General features: G+C 63.2%; 21 protein-coding genes and 1 tRNA gene. 11 read left to right on the forward strand and 11 right to left on the reverse strand.

Going from position 1 to position 22627, the window contains the following annotated elements:
* The first annotated feature begins 46 nt into the window (after positions 1 to 46).
* The gene (locus tag NLY44_RS11240; protein WP_023670786.1) at positions 47 to 1222 is read left to right on the forward strand and encodes an aromatic ring-hydroxylating oxygenase subunit alpha; all 1176 of its coding nucleotides are present in this window, start codon (positions 47 to 49) and stop codon (positions 1220 to 1222) included.
* Between the two features lie 7 nt (positions 1223 to 1229).
* On the opposite strand, the gene NLY44_RS11245 is transcribed toward NLY44_RS11240, so the two are convergent.
* On the reverse strand, positions 1230 to 2429 hold the full coding sequence (locus NLY44_RS11245; RefSeq protein ID WP_023670787.1) for an MFS transporter: 1200 nt from the start codon (positions 2427 to 2429) through the stop codon (positions 1230 to 1232).
* A gap of 233 nt (positions 2430 to 2662) precedes the next feature.
* On the opposite strand from NLY44_RS11245, the gene NLY44_RS11250 reads away from it, so the two are divergent.
* Both NLY44_RS11250 and NLY44_RS11255 read left to right on the forward strand, forming a co-directional pair.
* Positions 2663 to 3673 carry a heparan-alpha-glucosaminide N-acetyltransferase gene (locus tag NLY44_RS11250; RefSeq protein ID WP_023690977.1) on the forward strand — a complete coding sequence of 337 codons (1011 nt, stop codon included), beginning with the start codon at positions 2663 to 2665 and terminating at the stop codon, positions 3671 to 3673.
* Positions 3670 to 4161, forward strand: a complete 492-nt coding sequence (locus tag NLY44_RS11255; RefSeq protein WP_023805483.1) for a methyltransferase family protein — start codon at positions 3670 to 3672, stop codon at positions 4159 to 4161. Before NLY44_RS11250 ends, NLY44_RS11255 begins: the two co-directional genes overlap by 4 nt.
* 284 nt (positions 4162 to 4445) lie before the next feature.
* Here the strand turns inward: NLY44_RS11255 and NLY44_RS11260 are convergent, their stop codons facing one another.
* Positions 4446 to 4832, reverse strand: coding sequence for a MerR family transcriptional regulator (locus tag NLY44_RS11260; RefSeq protein WP_006203215.1), 387 nt, complete (start codon positions 4830 to 4832; stop codon positions 4446 to 4448).
* Between the two features lie 155 nt (positions 4833 to 4987).
* Positions 4988 to 6406, reverse strand: a complete 1419-nt coding sequence (gene mgtE / locus NLY44_RS11265) for a magnesium transporter (protein WP_023805484.1) — start codon at positions 6404 to 6406, stop codon at positions 4988 to 4990.
* 267 nt (positions 6407 to 6673) lie between these two features.
* On the opposite strand from mgtE, the gene NLY44_RS11270 reads away from it, so the two are divergent.
* From NLY44_RS11270 to sucD, 5 genes are all read left to right on the forward strand, one after another.
* Positions 6674 to 7339, forward strand: coding sequence for a response regulator transcription factor (locus NLY44_RS11270; RefSeq protein ID WP_023690292.1), 666 nt, complete (start codon positions 6674 to 6676; stop codon positions 7337 to 7339).
* 146 nt (positions 7340 to 7485) lie between these two features.
* Positions 7486 to 8676, forward strand: coding sequence for an aminotransferase class V-fold PLP-dependent enzyme (locus NLY44_RS11275; protein ID WP_023805485.1), 1191 nt, complete (start codon positions 7486 to 7488; stop codon positions 8674 to 8676).
* Positions 8677 to 8686: 10 nt separating this feature from the next.
* The gene (locus NLY44_RS11280; protein ID WP_023690973.1) at positions 8687 to 9661 is read left to right on the forward strand and encodes an HpcH/HpaI aldolase/citrate lyase family protein; all 975 of its coding nucleotides are present in this window, start codon (positions 8687 to 8689) and stop codon (positions 9659 to 9661) included.
* 18 nt (positions 9662 to 9679) lie between these two features.
* Complete coding sequence (locus NLY44_RS11285) at positions 9680 to 10864, forward strand: malate--CoA ligase subunit beta (protein WP_023805486.1); 1185 nt, start codon at positions 9680 to 9682, stop codon at positions 10862 to 10864.
* Positions 10865 to 10992: 128 nt separating this feature from the next.
* Positions 10993 to 11892, forward strand: coding sequence for a succinate--CoA ligase subunit alpha (sucD, locus tag NLY44_RS11290; protein WP_023805487.1), 900 nt, complete (start codon positions 10993 to 10995; stop codon positions 11890 to 11892).
* A gap of 27 nt (positions 11893 to 11919) precedes the next feature.
* Here the strand turns inward: sucD and NLY44_RS11295 are convergent, their stop codons facing one another.
* Positions 11920 to 12852, reverse strand: a complete 933-nt coding sequence (locus tag NLY44_RS11295; RefSeq protein ID WP_023685215.1) for a TauD/TfdA dioxygenase family protein — start codon at positions 12850 to 12852, stop codon at positions 11920 to 11922.
* A gap of 399 nt (positions 12853 to 13251) precedes the next feature.
* Here NLY44_RS11295 and NLY44_RS11300 point away from each other — a divergent pair, with 399 nt between their 5' ends.
* Both NLY44_RS11300 and NLY44_RS32955 read left to right on the forward strand, forming a co-directional pair.
* On the forward strand, positions 13252 to 14331 hold the full coding sequence (locus NLY44_RS11300) for a sensor histidine kinase (RefSeq protein WP_023685214.1): 1080 nt from the start codon (positions 13252 to 13254) through the stop codon (positions 14329 to 14331).
* A 235-nt stretch (positions 14332 to 14566) separates the two neighbouring features.
* Positions 14567 to 14800, forward strand: coding sequence for a GcrA family cell cycle regulator (locus NLY44_RS32955; RefSeq protein ID WP_081726058.1), 234 nt, complete (start codon positions 14567 to 14569; stop codon positions 14798 to 14800).
* 200 nt (positions 14801 to 15000) lie between these two features.
* Here NLY44_RS32955 and NLY44_RS11305 read toward each other — a convergent pair.
* Positions 15001 to 15085 (reverse strand) — tRNA-Leu (locus tag NLY44_RS11305).
* A gap of 338 nt (positions 15086 to 15423) precedes the next feature.
* Between NLY44_RS11305 and lipB the strand changes: the two genes are divergently transcribed.
* Positions 15424 to 16167, forward strand: coding sequence for a lipoyl(octanoyl) transferase LipB (gene lipB, locus NLY44_RS11310; RefSeq protein WP_023805488.1), 744 nt, complete (start codon positions 15424 to 15426; stop codon positions 16165 to 16167).
* Between the two features lie 22 nt (positions 16168 to 16189).
* Here lipB and NLY44_RS11315 read toward each other — a convergent pair whose 3' ends face one another.
* From NLY44_RS11315 to mce, 6 genes are all read right to left on the reverse strand, one after another.
* Complete coding sequence (locus NLY44_RS11315) at positions 16190 to 17440, reverse strand: peptidase M50 (protein ID WP_023805489.1); 1251 nt, start codon at positions 17438 to 17440, stop codon at positions 16190 to 16192.
* A 396-nt stretch (positions 17441 to 17836) separates the two neighbouring features.
* A complete protein-coding gene (locus tag NLY44_RS11320) occupies positions 17837 to 18520 on the reverse strand; it encodes an ABC transporter ATP-binding protein (RefSeq protein WP_023685211.1) in 684 nt (227 codons plus the stop codon).
* On the reverse strand, positions 18517 to 19755 hold the full coding sequence (locus NLY44_RS11325) for a lipoprotein-releasing ABC transporter permease subunit (RefSeq protein WP_027050260.1): 1239 nt from the start codon (positions 19753 to 19755) through the stop codon (positions 18517 to 18519). The genes NLY44_RS11320 and NLY44_RS11325 overlap by 4 nt, the downstream gene beginning before the upstream one ends.
* A 104-nt stretch (positions 19756 to 19859) precedes the next feature.
* Positions 19860 to 21188 carry a proline--tRNA ligase gene (gene proS / locus NLY44_RS11330; protein WP_023805490.1) on the reverse strand — a complete coding sequence of 443 codons (1329 nt, stop codon included), beginning with the start codon at positions 21186 to 21188 and terminating at the stop codon, positions 19860 to 19862.
* 731 nt (positions 21189 to 21919) lie between these two features.
* Positions 21920 to 22204 carry a DUF1467 family protein gene (locus tag NLY44_RS11335; protein ID WP_023670803.1) on the reverse strand — a complete coding sequence of 95 codons (285 nt, stop codon included), beginning with the start codon at positions 22202 to 22204 and terminating at the stop codon, positions 21920 to 21922.
* Positions 22201 to 22605, reverse strand: a complete 405-nt coding sequence (gene mce / locus NLY44_RS11340) for a methylmalonyl-CoA epimerase (protein WP_023805491.1) — start codon at positions 22603 to 22605, stop codon at positions 22201 to 22203. The genes NLY44_RS11335 and mce overlap by 4 nt, the downstream gene beginning before the upstream one ends.
* Positions 22606 to 22627 lie beyond the last annotated feature (22 nt).

Here is a 22627-nt window from a genome sequence, read left to right on the forward strand (position 1 = left end):
AAACGATTTGCCGGGGTGTCGGCTGACGCTTCATAGGAAGCCAGCCATGCATCCCAACCCGAGCGAGCGCGACCCCTATAACGGCCTGAGCCGGGCCGAACCGACGCTACCGTCATCGGCCTATTGGGATAGCGAGGCTTACCAGCGCGATCTCGAGGCCATCTGGTACAAAAGCTGGCTGCTCGTCTGCCGCGAGGCCGATCTTGCCCAGCCTTTGGCATTCAGGACATTCCGCGTCGGCACGCAGGAAATCGTCGTGCTGCGCGACGACACCGGCGAGTTGCGCGCCTTCCACAACACCTGCCGGCATCGCGGCTCGCAGCTTTGCCAGGAAAGCGAGGGCCGGCTGAAAGCGCGGCTCATCACTTGCCCCTACCATGCCTGGTCCTACTCGCTGCGCGGCGATCTCGTGCGCGTTCCCTCGAAATCGCTGCCAGATGGTTTCGACAAGGCAGATCATCCGCTCTACCGGGTGGCGCTGTCGGTGTGGCGCGGCTTTGTCTTTGTGAACCTTCAGCAGGCGACGGCCGGCTCCGCCGAGACCTCCTTCGATCCCGCATCCGGCGACCTCGCCAACTGGCCGCTGGAAACGCTGGTATCAGGCCATGTCCTGCGCAAGGTGATGAACTGCAACTGGAAAATTTTCTGGGAGAACTTCAACGAGTGCCTGCATTGCCCAGGCGTCCACAAGGACCTGTCTCGGCTGGTGCCGATATACGGCCGCGGCCTGATGAGCCGGCACGACGACCCCGACTGGGTCCGCCATGCCGACAATGACGCACCGGAGTTTTCGGGTGGCCTGCGCGCCGGCGCCGAGACCTGGTCGCGCGACGGACATGCCCATGGCCCGGTCTTCCCGGGCCTGACGCCAGCCGAGCGTGCGGCCGGACAGACCTATGCCACCAGCCTGCCCTCGATGTTCATCGTCGGCCATGTCGATTATGTCAGGACGGTGCGACTGATGCCGCTCGGTCCCGAACAGACCGAACTCACCGCCGAATGGCTGTTCGCGCCCGAGGCGCTGGCTGAGACGGACATCGACAATGTCGTCGCCTTCGGCACCCAGGTGCTGGAGGAGGATGCCGCGATCTGCGAGATCAACCAGAAAGGCCTGCGCTCCATGCGTCACGCGGCCGGCGTGCTGATGCCGGAGGAGTACGATCTGCACCGCTTCCACAACTGGGTGCGCGAGCGGCATGCAGCGCTTGAGGCAACCGCCTGATCGGCGACTAAAGCGACTTCGGCAGATAGCGCCAGGTGATAAAGCCGCAAACAGCGGCCAGAATGCCCAGCGTCACGAACACCGAGCCGAGGCCGAAAAACGCCAGCACCACCGAATAGACCAGCGGCGGCGTCAGCTCGGAAAAGTCGAGATAGGTGCGGTAGACCGCGGCCATCTGCGCCCGCTCATAGGACCGCACCGAGCGCATGAAGGCGGTCGAGCCCAGTGCATCGAGCGCGATGGTGAAGAAGGCGCCGCAGAGCAGGAAAAAGCCCGTAAGCAGCGGCGCGGTAGTGCCGACCGCGCCCGCCGCAAGCAGCGTCGCCGACATCGCGAAATAGGCGAAGGTCATGGTGCGCCGGCCGCCGAAGCGTTTTCCCGCTTTGCCCCAGAAGATCGCCATGAACAACAGCGCATTGCCGGCCGAAACCAGCAGGCCGCCGGCAAGCTTGCCCTCGCCGGTAATCACCATGAACAGCGGCCCGTAGACGAAGAACGTCGTCCAGAAGCAGGAGCGGCCGAAGGCGATCAGCCAGGCCAGCCTGAGCCTGGGTTGTGCTACGAAGCGGCCGATATTGGCCAGCGGATTGGCCGGCCGTGTCTTGCCCGGCCGGATCGACCGGTTGTCGCCCAGCCTGTAGGTCCAGAACAGCGCCAGCAAGGCCAACGCAAACACCGCGACCGCGCCATGCGCGGCATAGATGCCGTAGCGTGTGTAGAGGAAGATGCCGAGTGTCGGCCCGCCGGTCCAGGCCAGCATCGACCACGCCATGCGCAGCGATTCGGCCTGCATGAAATCGGTCTTGCGGATGTGGTCCATGATGTAGAGGTTGAGCGTGATCGACAGGGCGCTCGCCCCCATGACGCGGCACAGCATGCCTGTCAGTTGCCCGGCAAGCGTGTGGGTGACGAAGAACAGAGAGCCTATCGCCAGCAGGCAGGCGCCGGCGGTATAGACCCAGCGCCGGGCAAACCTGCGGATCAACATCGGCATGAACAAGGTCATCGACAGGCCGAGCAGCGCCACGATGGTGTAGAGGATCGAGACGATCTGCTCGTTGTGCAGAATCTCATAAGCCTGGATCGGGATGACGCTCGATACCGTGGCGCGGGCGAAGGATTCGACCGCATAGAGCGAGGCAAAGGTGCGGGCATCCGCCGGACGCAGGGCCGGAAGCCAGATCGGATGGCGCACATGGGTGGACATTTGATCCCCAAATCAGACTCGCGGCGTCAAATCTGCGCTGGCGCTTCCTCCGCCGGTAACAGGAAACCGACCCCTTCCCGGCAAAAAGCGAATTCGGCCAAAGGCTTTCCGGCTCTGGCCTAAAGCGCCGCCCGATGCAGCCGCACGGCGCGACCCGGAGCGTAGAGGGCGGCCTTCTTTTGTCCGGTGCAACCGTGATAGTCGTCTTTGGGGCTGAATCAGATCGCGAGACCATGAGCATCCATACCGCACCCCCTGGAGATCAACTGAAGCGAGATCAACCGAAGCGCATCGTCGCCATCGATGTCGTACGCGGCATCGCGCTGATCGCCATGGCGAGCTACCACTTCACCTGGGATCTCGAAAATTTCCACTACACCGATCCCGGCCTCACCGCCGTCGGCTGGTGGAAGATCTATGCGCGCTGCATCGCCTCGACCTTCCTGTTCCTGGTCGGCGTCAGCCTGTTTCTCGCTCATGGCAGGCAGATCCGCTGGACCGGCTTCTGGAAACGTTTTGCCATGGTCGCCGTCGCGGCCGCCGCTATATCGGCGGTCACGTACTTCATCACGCCGGACAGCTTCATCTTCTTCGGCATCCTGCATCAGATCGCGCTGGCCAGCTTGCTCGGCCTTTTGTTTCTGCGGCTGCCTTCCTGGCTGACGCTGGTCGTGGCGGCGGTGGTGATCGCAGTCCCCCTCTATCTCCGATCCGAAGCCTTCGATCATCCGGCGCTGTGGTGGGTCGGCCTGTCGGCGATCAACCCGCGCTCCAATGATTACGTGCCGCTGTTTCCCTGGTTCGGCGCCGTGCTTCTCGGCATCGCCGCGGCAAAGTTTGCGTCCACCACTGGCCTGCTGGCGCGGCTGGCCACGCTGGGATCAGGAAGCTGGACCAGGCCGCTCACCTTCATCGGCCGCCACAGCCTGGCTTTCTACCTGATCCACCAGCCGCTGCTGTTCGGCTGCGTCTGGCTGTTCTCGCAGATTGCGCCGGCGCCCGTCGAAACAAGGGAAGTGATCTTCCTCAAGGAATGCCAGGTATCTTGCGAACAGCAGCGCGACACGGAGTTCTGCACCAGCTATTGTGTGTGCATGCTGGACACGCTGCAAAGCGAAGCGGCATTCGACCGGCTCTACAATGGCGACCAGACCCCGGAGTTCAAAGCGCATCTCGGTGAACTCGCCGGCATCTGCACCGCAAGGACGGAGGAGAGTCCGATGACGCAGGGAGGGCAACAATGACCGACAAGCTGGCAAAACCCGATCTACCGAGACCACGGCTGATCCCATGGCCGCCGCTGATCTACATCGCCGCCATCGCCATCAGCATCGCGCTCGGCCTGTTCTATCCCCTGCCCTGGATCGGCGACCTCTTGGGCGACCTTTTGTTTGCCGCCGGCTTTGTGGTGCTGTTTGCCGTCGCAGCCCTCTGGTTCACCGCTATCCGCACCATGATCCGGGCCAAAACGACGATGAACCCCAATGGCGTGCCGGATCATCTGGTGACGTCCGGCCCGTTCGGCGTGACTCGCAACCCGATGTATCTGGCCAACACGCTGCTTTTGATCGGCGTCGCCTTCGTCTCGGGGATCATATGGTTCCTGCCGCTGGCCCTGATCGCGGCTTTTGCAACGCAGAAGGTCGCCATCGAGAGCGAGGAGAAGGTGCTGTTCGCCAAATTCGGCAAGAAGTACCGCGACTATACGAAGCGGGTGCGCCGGTGGATTTGAGGCGGGTGTGATCGCTGGCAGGGTTCGCATGCCTTGGCGACTAGCCGAACGCCCATCTCTTCGTCATCCACGGGCGGAGCAAGGAGCGTAGCGACGCAGCACAGACCCGAGGATCCATGCCGCGACGTACAGCAGTTGCCACGGTCCAGAATTCTGCACCGCTGCACTCCACGGCCAATGTCACGGAATGGATTCTAGGGTCTCCGCGACGGAGCTTCGCTCCTGCTCCGCCCTAGAATGACGAAGTTCTGTAGCGATCGCCGCTCAACGCGCGATGAGTCCGCTCAGGTATTAACCCCCAGCTCCACCAGCCGCTCGACGCAAGACTCCTCCGCCTGGTCGAGCTCCGCCAGCGTCTCCTCGAGATCGCGGCGCTTCTGGCGCAAATCCTCGCGCTTCTCCTCGATGCGCTTGATCATCAGCTTGAGTTGACCGACCTCGCCGGGCGGTTCCTTGTACATCTGGATGATTTCGCGGATCTCGTTGATCGAGAAGCCGAGCCGTTTCCCGCGCATGATCTGACGGATCAGATGCCGGTCCGACGGACGAAACAGCCTTGTGCGGCCCCGCCGCACCGGTTGCACCAGCCCCTCGTCCTCATAGAAGCGCAGCGTCCGCGTCGACACGTCGAATTCGCGGGTCAGTTCGGTGATCGAATAATATTCCCGCATCTTTGCTCCAAATGTCGGAACATCGGAAACGCCCGGTCGCCCGGTATTTCCAACGCAGTCCGATCAACCCCGTTCCAGGCCGGACTCGGATGGAACCCCGCGCAAGCCTCGCACCACATTTACGTAAAAGTCAATTGAGCCCGCTCGCCTCTTTCTCAAGGGATAGCGAACCACCAGGTGGCCAGCCCGAGGAAGGCAAAGAAGCCAACGACGTCGGTGACCGTGGTGACGAAAACCGCCGACGCCACCGCCGGGTCGATCTTGAACCGGTCGAGCAATAGCGGGATCAGGATACCGGCAAGGGCTGCCACGAACATGTTGATGATCATGGCCGCCGCTATGATGCCGCCCAGATTGGCATCGCGGAACCAGACGGCCGCGACAATGCCGATCAGCACGGCGAAGATGATGCCGTTGATGGAACCCACGCCCATTTCGCGGCGGATGATGCGGCCGGCATTGTAGATGTCGAGATCCCTGGTCGCCAGCGCGCGCACGGTGACGGTCATGGTCTGCGAACCGGCATTGCCGCCCATGCCGGCCACGATCGGCATCAGCACGGCCAGTGCTACAATATGCTCGATGGTGCGGTCGAACAAGCCGATCACCGATGCCGCCAGGAACGCCGTCAACAGGTTGACCAGCAGCCAGGGAACGCGCGAGCGCCAGGTCGAAAGAATGCTGTCGGACAACTCTTCGTCGCCGACGCCGCCCATGCGCAGCAGATCTTCCTCGGCCTCCTGCTGGATGACGTCGACGACGTCGTCGATGGTCAGCACGCCGACCAGCCGCTCGTTCTCGTCGACGACGGCGGCGGACAGAAGATCGTATTGCTCGAAGTCCCGCGCCGCCTCTTCCTGGTCCATGGTGGCCGGAATGGCGTGCCTCGTCTCGTGCATCACGTCTCCGACCTTGGTCGTGCGCTTGGTGCGCAGGATCTGGTCGAGGTCGATGGCGCCGAGCAACTTGAAGCTTGGATCGATGACGAAGATCTGGCTGAAGCGCTCGGGCAGGTTCTTGTCTTCGCGCATGTAGTCGATGGTCTGACCTATGGTCCAGAACGGCGGCACGGCGACAAACTCGGTCTGCATGCGGCGACCGGCCGTCTCTTCCGGGTAGTCGAGCGAGCGGCGCAGCCTGATCCGCTCGGTGAACGGCAACTGCGACAGGATCTCGTCCTGGTCTTCCTTTTCGAGGTCTTCGAGAATGTAGACCGCGTCATCGGAATCGAGGTCCTGCATGCCCTGGGCAATTTGCTCATTGGGCATATTGTCGACGATATCGCGGCGGATCGCCTCGTCGACCTCGGTCAGCGACGAGAAGTCGAAGTCGGCGCCGAGCAGTTCGACAAGGGCGCGACGCTGTTCGGGGTGCAGGGCCTCGAGCAGATCACCAAGTTCCGACTGGTGCAGGTCGTCGACTTCGCGCTTCAGCGTCAGCGTATCGCGATCGGCGATCGCCGCCCCGATCTGGGCCAGGAATGATGACAGGACGGCGCCGTCCTCGCCATAGATGTCGGCGTGGGCATCGTCAGCGGCTTTGGCGCCGGTCGTGTGGTCGTCCTGGCGTTCCACCAGCGGCTCCCGCCATGGGAATTTCGGAAAAGGTGCCTGTCAGGTCTAGCGCGCAACGCACGGGAATATCAAACGAAATGCGCCCCGCCCTGCATATGGGGAGAGAGCGATTTCATCAGGATATGACGCCGCCCAGGATTCAGGCGGCGCGACAGCACATGTCGCTGGGGAAAGAGCACCCCAGCACGGTTGGGGCAGAATTGTCATGATGCAGGTCCAGGCAAAGGCCGGACCCGCCCAGGCGACAACCAGAACAGCCGGAAGCCCTTGAAGATCAGGTCGCAGACGCAGAAGGCAATCGAGGAACGGCGCGTGCGCGTGGTCGTGGCCGAACGCAATCCGCTCGTCATATCGGCGCTGCGCGACATGCTGGACTGCGACGGGCGCTTCGATCTCAGGGCCTGCGTGCAAAGCGGCAGGCATTTTCTGGAATTGGCAGCCGAAGCGGAATTCGACGTCGCCGTTATCGGCTGGAAGCTCTCCGACATGGACGGCGCCGATGTGCTGGCCGAGGTTCACAGCCGCAAGCTCGGCGTGCGCATCGCGGTGTTTTCCAACGACCACGACATCGGCATCCTGAAGCAGTGCGTGCGGCTCGGCGCCCAGGGCTACTGCTTCCAGTTCGACGATCCGGCGATCATCTTCGAGACCATCCTGGCCGTCGCGCATGGCCGCATCTGCATCCCCTACATCGACATCAATAAGGTCAACGACACACCCTTGTCGCTGCTCACCGTGCGCGAGCGCGAGCTGCTGGCGGTGCTGTCCGACGGCTGGACCAATCTGCAGATCGCGACGCGCACCGGGATTTCGGAGAACACGGTGAAATACCACCTCAAGAACCTCTACGACAAGCTCGACGTCCGCAACCGGGCGATGGCCGTCGCGCTCTACGCGCGGGAGAGGCGTACCCAGAAGCAGCCGTTGGGGTAGGCGAGCGACTGGCCACGGGTAGGTCACCCGGGTAGGCAAGCCCCACCCGCGCGCGGCAAGATGTTACCCCTTGAGGTGTTGTCGCCTTTAGCCGTCGTAACGAAACTCCCCATCACCGCTTTGCTGGATCAGGAGGAGTTCGCGACATGGCCGGTTTCACCCATCTTTTCATTCCCGGACCGACCAACATCCCCGAACAGGTCCGGCAGGCGATGAACCTGCCGATGGAGGACATGCGCGCCGCCTCCTTCCCCGATCTCACTCTTCCGCTGTTCGAGGACATCAAGCGCGTGTTCAAGAACGAGACCGGCCGCGTCTTCATCTACCCCTCCTCCGGCACCGGCGCCTGGGAAGCGGCGATGACCAATGTGCTCAGCCCCGGTGACCGCGTGCTGATGTCGCGCTTCGGCCAGTTCTCGCATCTGTGGGTCGACATGGCCGAACGGCTCGGCTTCGAGGTCGATGTCATCGACTGCGAATGGGGAACCGGCGTGCCGCTCGAGCTCTATGCCGAGCGGCTCAGGGCCGACAAGGCGCACCGCATCAAGGCAGTCTTCTGCACGCAGAACGAGACCGCGACCGGCGTGACCAGCGACGTCGCCGGCTGCCGCGCCGCGCTCGATGACGCCAACCACCCTGCTTTGCTCTTCGTCGACGGCGTCTCGTCGATCGGCTCGATCGACTTTCGCCAGAAGGAATGGGGCGTCGATTGCGCGGTCAGCGGCTCGCAGAAGGGTTTCATGCTGCCCGCCGGCCTCGGTTTCCTCTCCGTCAGCAAGAAGGCGCTGGTGGCCTCGCGGAGCACCACCCACCGCCGCTGTTTCTTCTCCTTCGAAGATATGATCCGCGCCAACGACGCCGGCTATTTCCCTTATACGCCGGCTACTCAGCTGCTGCGCGGCCTGCGCGCCTCGCTCGACCTGATCGCCGAGGAAGGGCTGGAAAACATCTTCGCCCGTCACCATCGCCTCGCCGAAGGCGTGCGCAAGGCGGTCGACGCCTGGGGCCTGAAGCTCTGCGCCAAGGCGCCGAAATGGCACTCCGACACCGTCAGCGCCATCCTGGTGCCGGACGGCGTCGACAGCGGCGATGTGGTCAAGCGCGCCTACCAGAAATACCAGACCTCGCTCGGCGGCGGCCTCAACAAGGTGATCGGCAAGGTCTTCCGCATCGGCCATCTCGGCTGGCTGAACGAGGTGATGGTGCTGGCCTCGCTCTCGGCCGCCGAAATGGCGCTGCTCGACTGCGGCGTACGGCTGGCGCCGGGCTCGGGCGTCGGCGCCGCCATCCAGCACTTCCGCGCCTCGGCCGCCGTGCCGGTCGCCGAAGCCGCCTGAGGAGCCGACAATGAGCCACACCATCAACCACCTGAAGAAACTCCGCCTGCAGCGCAGCGAGCTGGCGGTTCCCGGCTCCAGCCCGGAAATGATCGACAAGGCGGCGAACAGCGCCGCCGACTTCATCTTCCTCGACATCGAGGACGCCGTTGCCCCACCCGACAAGGAACGCGCCCGCAAGAACATCATCCAGGCGCTCAACGACATCGACTGGCGCGCCAAGGGCAAGACCGTCTCGGTGCGCATCAACGGCCTCGACACGCACTACATGTACCGCGACGTGGTTGACGTCATGGAGCAGGCCGGTGACCGGCTGGACACCATTTTAGTGCCGAAGGTCGGCGTGCCGGCCGACCTCTACATGGTCGAGGCCATGGTCAACCAGATCGAGATGGCAAAGGGTTTCAGGACCCGCGTCGGCCTCGAAGCGCTGATCGAGACCGCGCTCGGCATGGCCAATGTCGAGGCGATTGCCGCGACACCCGGCCGGCTGGAAGCAATGCATTTCGGCGTCGCCGACTATGCGGCAAGCTGCAAGGCGCGCACGGTCAACATTGGCGGCCTCAACCCCGACTATCCCGGCGATCAGTGGCATTTCGCTCTGTCGCGCATGACCGTCGCCTGCCGCGCCTATGGCTTGCGCGCCATTGACGGGCCGTTCGGCGACTTCTCCGATCCGGAGGGCTACATCGCTGGCGCCAGGCGCGCGGCGGCGCTGGGCATCGAAGGCAAGTGGGCGATCCACCCCTCGCAGATCGCGCTTGCCAACGACGTCTTCTCTCCACCGGAAAAAGAGGTCACCCGCGCCCGGCGCATCCTCGAAGTGCTGAAGGAGGCGGAGGCGCAGGGCAAGGGCGCGGCCGCCCTCGACGGCAAGATGATCGACGCCGCGTCGGAACGCATGGCGCGCAATGTTCTGGTGGTCAACGAGGCAATCGAACGCGCCGGTCAATTCTCTAGTGAGCCGCGCGTCGCCACGCATTGACCGTTCAGGGAGGACAAAATGGACATCCACGAATATCAGGCCAAGGAACTGCTGGCACGCCACGGCGTGCATGTGCCGCGCGGCGGGCTGGCCTACAGCCCCGAGCAGGCAACCTACAGGGCGCGCGAGATCGGCGGCAGCAAATGGGTGCTGAAGGCGCAGGTGCATTCCGGCGCCCGCGGCAAGGCCGGCGGCATCAAGCTATGCGCCAATGACGAGGAAATCTCCGACGCCGCCGAAGCCATGCTCGGCCGCAAGCTGGTGACACAGCAGACCGGCCCGCGCGGCAAGCTGATTTCGCGCCTCTATCTCGAGGAAGCCGTCGACATAGCGCAGGAGCTCTATGTCGGCTTCGTCCTCGACCGCAAGGAAGAGCGCGTCATGATCGTGGCTTCGGCTGCCGGCGGCATGGAGATCGAGGACATCGTCGAAAAGGCGCCGAACTCCATCCTGCGCACATCGGTCGATCCCGGCGTCGGCATGCAGCGTTTCCAGGCGCGCGAAATCGCCTTCGGGCTCGGCCTCGACCACAATCTGATCGGCAAGGCGACCGAGACCATCTTCAGCTGCTACCGGGTGTTCCGCGACTACGACGCCTCGATGCTGGAGATCAATCCGCTGGTGGTGACCCGCGACGGCAATCTGATCGCGCTCGACGCCAAGATGTCGTTCGACGAGAACGCGCTGTTCCGACGGCCGGAAATCTCCGAGCTGCGCGACAAGAGCCAGGAAGATCCGCGCGAAACCTTCGCCAGCGACCGTGGCCTCTCCTATGTCGGCCTCGACGGCAACATCGGCTGCATCATCAATGGCGCAGGGCTCGCCATGGCGACCATGGACATGATCAAGATCGCCGGCGGCGAACCGGCCAACTTCCTCGACATCGGTGGCGGCGCCTCGCCCGAGCGGGTGGCGAAATCCTTCCGCGCCGTGCTCGGCGACAAGAATGTCGAGACCATCCTGGTCAACATCTTCGCCGGCATCAACCGCTGCGACTGGGTCGCCGAAGGCGTCATCAAGGCGATCCGCGAGGTCGGCGTCAACGTGCCGCTGGTGGTCCGTCTCTCCGGCACCAGGGCCGAGGAAGGCCGCCGCATCCTGGCTGATTCCGGCGAGGCGGTGATCGTTGCCGGCACGCTTGCAGAAGCCGCCGAAAAAGCCGTCGCCGCATGGCGCTCGGCCACCAAGAAAAAAGCAGCCTAGAGCCGGATGATTTCAGGTCGAATCGACCTGAAATCTGAATCCGTCTCTAAAATCAAACAGATGGAGCATGATGTCGTCCGAAAACCGCTTCACACTTTTCGGCATCATGCTCTAGGGAGGTCGAGAAAATGGCAATCCTGCTCAACCGCAGCACCCGCGTCATTGTCCAGGGGTTCACCGGCAAGATCGGCAGCTTCCATGCCGACGACATGAAACGCTATGGCACCAAGCTGGTCGGCGGCGTCACCCCCGGCAAAGGCGGCCAGAAGCATCTCGGCCTGCCTGTCTTCAACACGGTCAAGGGCGCGGTGCGCGAGACCCGCGCCGAGGCCAGCATCGTCTTCGTGCCGCCGCCCTTTGCCGCCGATTCCATCATGGAAGCGGCCGACGCCGGCATAAAACTCTGCGTCTGCATCACCGACGGCATCCCGTCGCAGGACATGATGCAGGTCAAGCGCTACATGCTGCGCTACCGCTACGAGGACCGCATGCGGCTGATCGGCCCGAACTGCGCCGGCGTCATCACGCCCGGACAGGCGCTGATGGGCATCATGCGCGGCAGCATCTATCTGCCTGGCCGCGTCGGCATTGTCGGCCGCTCCGGAACCCTGGGCTACGAGGCGGCGTCGCAGATGAAGTCGCTCGGCATCGGCGTCTCGACCAGCGTCGGCATTGGCGGCGACCCGATCAACGGCTCGTCCTTCAAGGACATGCTGAAACTGTTCGAACAGGATGACGACACCGACGCGGTGGTGATGATCGGCGAGATCGGCGGACCGCAGGAAGCCGAAGCCGCGATCTGGGCGCGCGATAATATGCGCAAGCCCCTGATCGCCTACATCGCCGGCCTCTCCGCCCCCAAAGGCCGCCGCATGGGCCACGCCGGCGCCATCATCTCGGCCTTCGGCGAGTCGGCGCAGGAAAAGGTGGAGATCCTCAAGGACGCCGGGGTGATCATCGTGCCGACGCCGTCGTCGTTTGGTGAGGTGGTTGCAGAGACGCTGGCGAGGATGAAGAAGGCCGCCTGAACAGCGGCCTTCGCGTTCGACCGCGCCTCATGCCGCCTTGTCGGCTGCCGGCTTCGCGACCTTGGTGCGGGTGGCGCTGCGGCGGCCGTCGACGCTGACCGGAATGTCGCCGTCGACCGTGGCGCGACGCACCACCCGGTGCTGGTCGCCGTAATCGTTGACGGCGTAGTGCTGCGTCGCGCGGTTATCCCAGATCGCCACATCGCCGGCCTTCCAGCGCCAGCGCACGGTGTTCTCCGGCGCCGTGACATAGGACTGGAACACCTCGTAGAGCTTCGCCGAATCGCTTTTGGAAAGACCGATCAGCCGTTGCACGAAATTGCCGAGCAGCAGCGAGCGCTCGCCTGTTTCGGGATGGACGCGGACAACGGGATGCTCGGTCTCGTAGATCGTCGAGGTGAAGATTTCCTCGAAGTGCTTCTTTTCCGCGGCGCTCGCACGCGGCCGCACCGCGGCGTAATCGTAGGCGTTGCTGTGCACCGCCCAGAGATTGTCGGCCAGCAGCTTCAACGGCTCGGGCAGGTCCTGATAGGCGGCCGCGGTGTTCGACCAGATGGTGTCGCCGCCGGCCGGCGGTATGACGACGCCGCGAAGAACGGAGAATTTCGGATAGGCGTCGACGAAGGTGACATCGGTATGCCATTGGTCGGCGCGACCGCCGCCACGGCTGGAATCGAGTTCGAGAATGGACGCCGTTCCCTTGACGGGACCTTGGGTCGGATGCGGGACGAGGTCGCCGAGACGCTGGGCAAAGCGCTCCTGCTCGGCATCGTCGAGATGCGCCTGGTCGCGGAAGAACACCACCTTGTGCCGCAACAGGATCTGGTTGATCGCCGCGACCGTCTGCTGCGGCAGGTCGCCGGAGAGCCGAATGTTCCTGATCTCTGCGCCGACGCGTCCGGTAAGCGGGACAATATCGGCATCCGGGATGATCTGCTCTACGGGGGTAAGTCTGGTCATGGGAACCTCTTCCTCTAAAGCCGCGGGCTGGTGGCAATGCTCCGCCGTCTGCCGGCCGCATAGCGATCGGCGGAGCAACTCCCTCATCGGGAGCCGACTTGCTTGGCAACGAGAGCACTGATCTCAACTCAGGAGGCGAAGGCCGCCAAGGCTTGCGAGCAGTACCGAGATCCCATTCAAAGCGTAATTCTACAAATTCCATAGACATTTCTTTTCAAAGTTCGGCGGCCCTGAGAAAAATGCCTTCTGTCCAATTCGTTCGTGAGCGGCAGGCGGTGGAGCGCTGCGCGACGCGGCCCGCACCAGTAGTGACGCTGTCGTATCCCCTTCGATATTGGAGATGGCGGGTGAATTGCATGCCTGATATTGATGGCTTCCACGCATCACGCAGGCGCCGAGATGACAGACTCCGATAAGGCTGACGCTGTCGAGCAATTGCTCGATACGCCTGACCTCGCCACCGCGCTGGAAAGCGACCAGTTCAAGAAATTTCTCGACCAGATGCCGATCGCGATCGCCGTCTCGGAATTGATCGCGAAGGAACGTGTCGTCTACGCCAATCCCGAATTCGAGAAGCTCTCGGACCTCAAGGCGCCGAAGCTTGCGCGGGAAAACTGGGCGGCCCTTTCCGGCAGGGGGCTTCATCGGCAGAAGGACAGGCCGCTCGCCGAGGCTGTCGTTGAAGACACCGATTTCGTCGGCACGTTTCGCCTCGAGCGCGGCGAGGACAAGCCGGCAATCGTCGACGTTTATTCCAACGTTATCGAGGACGACAACGGCAAGCTCTGCTTCCGGCTGGTGGCGCTTGTCGACGTCACGGCACACGGTGAGACCGAGGACGCGCGACCCGCGGAGGAGCTCATCCGGGAGAAGGACACCCTGTTGCGCGAACTGCAGCATCGGGTGAAAAACAATCTGCAGATGATCACCGCTTTGATCCGGATGGAAACCCGCAACGCCACCGAACCGGACCAGAAGCGTTTCGAAAGGCTTGCCGGCCGGGTAGACGCATTGGCAATCCTCTACCAGACATTGTCGGCTGACCAGCAGAAGGATGAGGTGGATCTTGGCGTGTACCTTAGCCAGATCGCGTCCGCCGTCATGGCGTCGCACGCAGTCGAAGGTATCCGCCTCGACCTTAAGGTGGATACCTATCCGGTATCCATCAACGTTGCCATGCCGACAGGCCTGGTCGTCAATGAGTTGCTGACCAACGCTCTCAAACATGCATTCGTCGGGCGCGATGGCGGCACGATCACGCTGCACAGCGTCGTCAGCGGCGATGGTTGCCGGGTGACTGTCGCCGATGATGGGATCGGTCTGCCGACGGGTGAGACCTGGCCCAGGCCCGGCAAGCTCGGCTCCTTGATCGCGCGGTCGCTGACCGAAAATGCCAAGGCGCAATTCGACGTCAAGTCGAGTGCCGGCGAGGGAACCAGGGTCACCATCGTCTTCAAGCGATCGGCGGCGACGGACTGAGGCTATGCAACGGCGCGCCGGCAAATCCCGGCCGGACAGGTGCTTCGGGCGCTCGCGGGTGTGGCCTTAAGTCGCAAACGATTTGGCTGCAGAAGCGGGGCGCCGGGCTTCTTTGACGGTGCTATCAGCACCATATGTGGTCCACAGCCCTCCAAAACGAGAGAAGCTCGCTCCGACCGGTCGCATCGCGGCCGTCAGCCGGCAATGGCTATGAACCAGGAAACTGAAAACCATCATGCGTGAAAATATCAGACCAGCGTCGAGAGACGTCCCCCTCATTCAGCTAGGCCTGCACCAGTGCCGCTTCCCGGTGAGCGAAGACCGGTCGGTACCCGGTGGTTACCGGTTTTGTGCCGGGCCGACGTCGCCGGATCGCGTCTACTGCGATCACCACCACACCGTCGTGACGGCCGTTGACCCTCGTCGAGCCCGTCCGGGTCTCCATTTCCCGCAACGACGCGCCGCTTAGGTCAACCACATCCCCTGCCCCGCCACCGGCAAAGCCGGGGACTCAGGTGCAGGAGGCTGGCCGGTGCGAGCCAAGCGGCGTTCGCGTGCGGCTCTGCGACCTCTTGTTGCAACTCTGCTGCGGCCGGTTCAAGCGCCAAAGGCGATGATTTGGCGTCGACGGCCTGAGAAGCCGCAATGATTTCAATGGCCGAAAAATTATGGTGCGGTCGAGAAGACTCGAACTTCCACGGGTTGCCCCACAGCGACCTCAACGCTGCGCGTCTACCAATTCCGCCACGACCGCCCGTGGTAGGAGCCGGAACGAACCGGCTCGCGGCGTGTAGCAAATCGTTTCCTGCGAAACAAGGGCGCGGCGCGCAATAATCGCCGCGAATTGGCATATCGGCCTCTACAGCGCCGCGCGTCCTGTGGGACGCGCAAAGGACGCTGCAGCACTTTGATTTGGCGCATGATCCTTTCCGAAGATCGTTCCTATCTTCGGGGTCGTGCGCGAAGGCCGAAATGCGTGGCGAACTGGACGTTTCAGCCGGATACCGCCATATGAAGGGCAAATGCATTTGGCCCCAGAGCGCAAGGCGGTTTCGCCAAGCCGGCGTGCATCACGCGAAAAACGAAAAAGCCATGACCGAACGCAGCCAGATCGCCACGTCGTTCCTGCCCTTGCCGGGTTCGGCGCCGGTCGAATGGCGCATCGAGCCCGGCCTGACCGGCTACACCGATGCGCTGGCCCTGATGGAAGCGCGCGCCGAGGCGATCCGCGCGGGTGCAGCCGCCGAGATGGTCTGGCTGGTCGAGCATCCGCCGCTTTACACCGCCGGGACCAGCGCCCGCATCGAGGACCTGATCGACCCCGACCGTTTCCCGGTCTTTGCCGCGGGGCGCGGCGGCGAATACACCTATCACGGACCGGGGCAGCGGGTTGCCTATGTCATGCTTGACCTGAAGCGCCGGCGCGAGGATGTGCGCGCCTTCGTCGCCGCGCTCGAGCAGTGGATCATCGGCACGCTTGCCGCCTTCAATGTGCGCGGCGAACGCCGCGAGGACCGCGTCGGAGTCTGGGTGGTGCGGCCCGAGCGCCCGTCCCTGCCCGACGGCTCGCCGGCTGAAGACAAGATCGCGGCCATCGGCATCCGGCTGCGGCGCTGGGTGAGCTTTCATGGCATTGCCGTCAATGTCGAGCCGGATCTCAGCCATTTCAGCGGCATCGTGCCATGCGGCGTGCCGGATCACGGCGTCACCAGCCTCGTCGACCTCGGCTTGCCCGTGACCATGGCCGATTTCGACCTGGCGCTGAAGTCTTCCTTCGAGGGGGTTTTCGGCGCAGCCGCGAATACGCCAGCTGAGCCAGTGCGTAAGACTGGCTGAGACCGCGACTCGATCAAAACGCTCAGAGAAGTTTCGCCGACGCCCACAACAGCCCGTAGCCATGGATGGCGAACACCGCCAGCAACGCGCCGGCCATGGCGAAGCGGTCGAAGGTGCGGATCGGCGTCAATTCGTGGCGCGGTTTTACCCCGCTGCCCATGGTCAGCAGGCTGAGGATGGCAAAGACGGCGCCTGCCACAAGCAGAAATCCTTGGGAAAAACCAGCGAGCCAACCCACCGCCAGCAAGGCCGACAGCAAAGAGAAAGACGCCAGCGCAAGCGCGATCGGGCCAGGACAAATCTGGCGCAGCACCTGGCCGCCGTCGAATTTCCACACCGGCACCAAATTGGCGATGTTGAACAACGCGGCAAAGCCGGCGAGCGTCGCCATAAGGGCCGCGGCGAGCCGATGTCCCTCGCCGGACGCGAGCCCGCTGGCGACGATCAGCAGCGGAACCAGGAACGCGGAAAAGCCGGCGCCCATCAGCGGCACGAAGGCGACCTCGAAGCGGCTGTCATAAGGCCGGCCACCAATGGCGATGCCGCCGAGCAGCGGAATAAAAATCATCCGCGCCTTGCGATGACCGGTCAGCCGGAAGGCCGCCATGTGGCCGAGCTCATGCAGGGCGACCACCGAGGTCAGGATCGCGGCCAGCGCCAGGCCGCCAAGATTGAGCCCGAAGAACGGCCAAAGGATGAAAGCCGACAGAACGGCGAAACCGACCTGGCTCAGCGGATGCTCGAACCAGCCGCCGTTGCGATACTGTCCGGTCCTCGCCCAGATCTCCAGCTTGCCGAGCTCGCGGCGCATGGCGAAGTAGCGGAACACCAGGAAGGCGACGCCGCGATAGCGATCGGTCTGACTGAGCGTCACCCGCGTGCCGACACCTTCCGAGGTGAGTTCAGTGGTCTCATAAAAATCCTTCCAGAACGACGCGTCGAGCGCGGTATCCTCGATGACCCGCATCGAAAAACGACTGCCTTCGACGACGTCCTCGAAGCGCGACCTGCGCTCGATCGGCTGGCCGTCCCGGCCTTCCCACGACAGGAGGATGCGGGCCGTGCCCTGCCCGTCCAGCGGCTGGGCCGAGAGTATCTCGCCGGACCAGCCGGCATCGCTGCCGAGCGGCCACAGCGCCTGCCAGAGGCGCTGCCGGTCCATTGCGACCACGCGGCTGAGCCTCACCGTGCGCAAACCGAGCGGCGCGGTCATCAAAAGGAAAATCAATCCGAGATTACCGGCCACGAGAAGGGCCGTCACGATCGGCGACACCTAAGGTTTTGCTCCCTGTATTTGGCAGGGCACCCTAGCGGCACGGCGGCAAGAAAGGCTTAACGGCACAACGCCCTCCTGCCCGCCTAAAACACTGCGGCGAACAGCAGTTGCATCACATGGCGCCGATCCAGACGGCCATGGAAACCAGAAACGCACTCATGCACACCAACGAAACGACGTCCTGAACAAGATCGCTCATAACTCTCTCCTGTTGTTGCTATGTTCGTATTTTGTTCTAACTTTGTTCGAAAGTCAATGAGCGGAAAGCGGCATGCCGACAAATCCTGACAGCCGGTTTGGGCAGGGTTAAGGAAAGGTTGACGGGGTGACGGCAGTGCTGACGGAGGGCGCATCGCATGCCTTTGCGATCGGCCGACACGCACCAGTTGGGGCCTACAACGGAACGACCTTGCCGTCCGCCAGCGTCACCCGGCGGTCCATGCGCGAGGCGAGCTCGTGATTGTGGGTGGCGATCAGCGCGGCAAGGCCGGACTGCTTGACCAGCGCGCCAAGCGCCTCGAAGACATAGGACGCGGTGACCGGGTCGAGATTGCCGGTCGGCTCGTCGGCCAAAAGCAGCAAGGGCGCATTGGCGACCGCGCGAGCAATGGCGACGCGCTGCTGTTCGCCGCCGGACAGCTCCGACGGCCGGTGCGACGCGCGCTTGCCAATCTGCATATAGTCGAGCAGCTGTGCTGCGCGCTCCGACGCCTCCTTGCGCGAAAGCCCTTTGATCAGCTGCGGCATCATGATGTTTTCCAGTGCCGAAAACTCCGGCAGCAGATGATGGAACTGATAGACGAAGCCGACATCGTTGCGGCGGATTGCCGTGCGTTCGTCGTCGGAGAGCCGTCCGCAGGCGCGGCCGGCCAGAATGACGTCACCGGCGTCGGGGCGCTCGAGCAGGCCCGCCGTGTGCAGCAGCGTCGACTTGCCGGTGCCCGACGGCGCCACCAGCGCCACCATCTCGCCGCGCTTCAGCGAAAAGTCGGCGCCGTTCAAAATGGTGAGCTTGCGCGGCCCCTGGACATAGTGCCGCTCGACGCTCTTCAGCTCGATAATGATCTCGGACTTCATTCGTATCTCAAGGCCTCGACCGGATCGAGCCGTGCGGCGCGCCATGCCGGAAACACGGTTGCAAGGAAGGACAGGCCGAGCGCCATCAGGATGACGTAGGTGGTCTCGCGTGGGTCCATCTTTGCCGGCAGTTGGCTGAGGAAATAGAGTTCCGGATTGAACAGCACCTTGCCGGTCATCCAGGAGAAGAACTGGCGGATCGATTCGATGTTGGTGCAGATGAGCACCCCGAGCAGCACGCCGGCGAGCGTGCCGGTTACGCCGATCGCAGCGCCCGTCATCAGGAAGATGCGCAGGATGGCGCCGCGCGAGGCGCCCATTGTGCGCAGGATGGCGATATCGTGGCCCTTGTCCTTCACCAGCATGATCAGGCCGGAGATGATGTTGAGCGCCGCCACCAGCACGATCAGCGTCAGGATCATGAACATGACGTTGCGTTCGACCTGCAGTGCTGAAAAGAACGTCTCGTTGCGCTGGCGCCAGTCGACCATGTCGATCGGCCGTTGCGCCGCCGCATCGACCAGCGGTTTCAGCGCGTCGACATTATCGGGATTGTCGACATAGATCTCGATCGTCTGCGCCCTGCCGTCCATGTTGAAATAGAGCTGCGCTTCGGAAAACGGCATGTAGACGATGGAGCTGTCATACTCCGACATGCCGACCTCGAAGATCGCCGCCACCTTGTAGCCCTTCAGCCGCGGCGTCGTGCCCATCGGCGTCACATCGCCGTCCGGCGAGATCAGCGTGATGGTGTCGCCGAGCACAAGGCCGAGATTCTCCGCCATGCGCTTGCCGATGGCGACGCCATCGCCGGAGTCGAAGCCGTCAAGCGTGCCTTGCTTGACGTTTTGGGCGACGATGGCGATCTTGCCGAGGTCTTCGGCCCTGATACCGCGCACCAGCGCGCCCATGCCGCCGCCGACATTGCCTTGCGCCAGGACCTGGCCGTCGATCAGCGGTATCGCGTATTTGACGCCGGCCACGCCGTTGATGCGGGCTGCGACCTGCGCATAATCCTCAAGCGGCGAATCCAGCGGCTGCACGATCAGATGGCCGTTGACGCCGAGGATGCGGGTCAGAAGTTCGGCTCGAAACCCGTTCATGACAGCCATGACGACGATCAGCGTGGCGACGCCCAGCATGATGCCGAGGAAGGAGATCGAGGCGATGACCGAGATCACCGTCTCCTTGCGGCGCGACCGCAAATAACGCCAGGCGACCATGCGTTCGAACATGGAGAACGGGCCGGCGACCGGAGACTTGGTGACCGGAGACTTGGCGACCGGAGACTTGCCAACCGGAGACTGAGCTACCGAAGACTTCGCTGCCGCGGCTTCGCTCATGCGGTTGCACCGAAGCGTTTCCTGGCCTCCGCGACCGGCAGCGTCTCGCGCTCGCCGGTCCGGCGGTTCTTGATCTCGATCTCGCCGGCGGCCACGCCGCGCGGCCCGACGATCACCTGCCAGGGCAGGCCGATCAGGTCGGCAGTGGCGAACTTGCCGCCCGGCCGCTGGTCGGTGTCGTCGTAAAGCACATCCTTGCCGGCGCTGGTGAAGGCGGCGTAGATCTCGCCGCAGACGCGGTCGCACTCGGCGTCGCCGGCCTTCATGTTGATCAGGCCGATGTCGAACGGCGTCACCGCTTCCGGCCAGATGATGCCGCTCTCGTCATGGCTGGCCTCGATGATCGCCGCCACCAGCCGCGACGGACCGATACCGTAGGAGCCGCCGGAAACGAAATGATCCTTGCCGTCGGGCCCGGTCACCTTGGCGCCCATGGGCTTGGAATATTTGTCGCCGAAATGGAAGATGTGGCCGACCTCGATGCCGCGTGCCGAGACCCGGTCGGCCTCGCCAAGCTTGTCCCAGGCCGCCTCGTCATGCATCTCGTCGGTGGCGGCGTAAGGCGTCGTCCACGTCTTGACGATGTCGGCGATCTCGCCGTCATTGCCGAAGTCGGTTTTCTCGCCGGGCACCTGGAGCGACAGATATTCGCGGTCGCAATAGACCTGGCTCTCGCCGGTGTCGGCCAGGATGATGAATTCATGGCTGAGATCGCCGCCGATCGGCCCTGTGTCGGCCCGCATCGGAATGGCCTGCAGCCCCATGCGCGTGAACGTCCGGAGATAGGATACGAACATGCGGTTATAGGCGGCCTTCGCGCCCTCGAAATCGAGGTCGAAGGAATAGGCATCCTTCATCAGGAATTCGCGCGAGCGCATGACGCCGAAGCGCGGCCGCACCTCGTCGCGGAACTTCCACTGGATGTGGTAGAGGTTGAGCGGCAAGTCCTTGTAGGACTTGACGTAGGCGCGCACGATCTCGGTGACCACTTCCTCATTGGTCGGACCGTAGAGCATGTCGCGGTCCTGCCGGTCCTTGATGCGCAACATCTCCTTGCCGTAATCGTCATAGCGGCCGCTTTCGCGCCACAGATCGGCCGACTGGATGGTCGGCATCAGGATTTCCAGAGCGCCGGCGCGGTTCTGCTCCTCGCGGATGATGCGGCAGACCTTGTCGAGCACCAGCTTGCCTAGCGGCAGCCAGGAAAAGCTGCCCTGCCCCTGCTGGCGGATCATGCCGGCACGCAGCATCAGCCGGTGCGAGACGATCTCGGCCTCGCGCGGATTTTCTTTCAGGATGGGCAGGAAAAACTGCGACAAACGCATGGACAGGTCCGTGAGAGAGGAGGCTGCGCCGGAATCGGCGCGGCTGGCTTGCTTGCCCCGGCTTCATAGCTATTTCGTGACGGAATGGAAACCCGACCGGCCGCATCGGTCCGAAATCGCAAAAATCGATTCTTCTTCCAAAGACCTTCGCACCGAAAACGATAATGCTTTTGATGCAAAATGATGACCCGGACTCCGAAGTGCTCACACACGCTTTGCGCGTCCGGGCGACGCGGCACACCTGACCAGATTAAGGCGGCAGCCCCGGTGTTGTTCGTTTCGCAAGCAAAGCCTGCCGCACTATTGTGCACTGCAGCACAGATTGCCCGATTGCGGGCAAAATTCTGCGTGACAATTTCATCAGGGTTAGGCTAGTGTGCCCCGATAACCGAGAGGGTGGAGAAAAATCTGCTCTCCTACGCGGTCAAAGTCTTGGGAGGATGCGATCTAGGCGCGGTTACCCGCTGCCGCCGGAAACCGGAAAACAGATCGGAACGCGTTTAAATTGCAAGGCCTTGTGCCTTGCATTTTTTTTGCCCGATCATCTGGTTAGATCAACCTGTTCCCAAATCACGTGAGCTTGCGTCAGCCTGATGCCCAGTCGTGATTCTAATGCGGGTCGGCCATGCCTGGCCGCCGATTGTGCATCGCAGGCTGGCGAGACAAAACCTGAGTTTGGCGCTCCGAAAACAGGCACGAACACCCCACCCGATCTGCCGGCGGGAAAGTGGTTAGTTTGCAGGTGCCTGGCTGGCTTCGGGGATGATGTGCGGGACTTCGTCGAGGCTGTAGCCCAGCCCGTGCGTCAGGCTATAGAAAACCCCCATGACGACAGCCGTGACGATGGTGGTGCGGATCACGGCGCGCAGCATATGCGGCCCGCGCGGCGCACTCGCAACCGTGCCCAGCGTCACGTCCTGGTCGTCATCCTGCGTCTTGACGCTGAACGGCAGCACGATGAACAGCATCAGCCACCAGGTGATGAAGAACAGCGCGGCAAACGAAATCCAGCTCATGCCTGCTCCAGTTCGACCAGCGTGCCGAAGAAATCCTTGGGATGCAGGAACAGCACCGGCTTGCCGTGGGCGCCGGTTTTGGGATTGCCGTCGCCCAGCACGCGGGCGCCGCTCGCTTTGAGGTGATCGCGCGCGACAAGGATGTCGTCGACCTCGTAGCAGACATGATGCATGCCACCCGAGGGGTTCTTGTCCAGAAAGGCCGCGATCGGCGACCGTTCGCCCAGCGGCTCCAGGAGTTCGATCTTGGTGTTGCCGACATCGACGAACACCACGGTAACGCCATGCTCGGGCAGCGCTTGCGGCGCGGTGACCTTCGCGCCAAGCGTATCGCGATAGGCCGCAATCGCCGCGGCCAGGTCCGGCACGGCAAGCGCTACATGGTTCAGGCGTCCGAGCATCGATGCTCCGTGGCTAGTGGGT

The sequence above is a fragment of the Mesorhizobium sp. C089B genome (assembly GCF_030323125.1).
Lineage (GTDB): Bacteria > Pseudomonadota > Alphaproteobacteria > Rhizobiales > Rhizobiaceae > Mesorhizobium.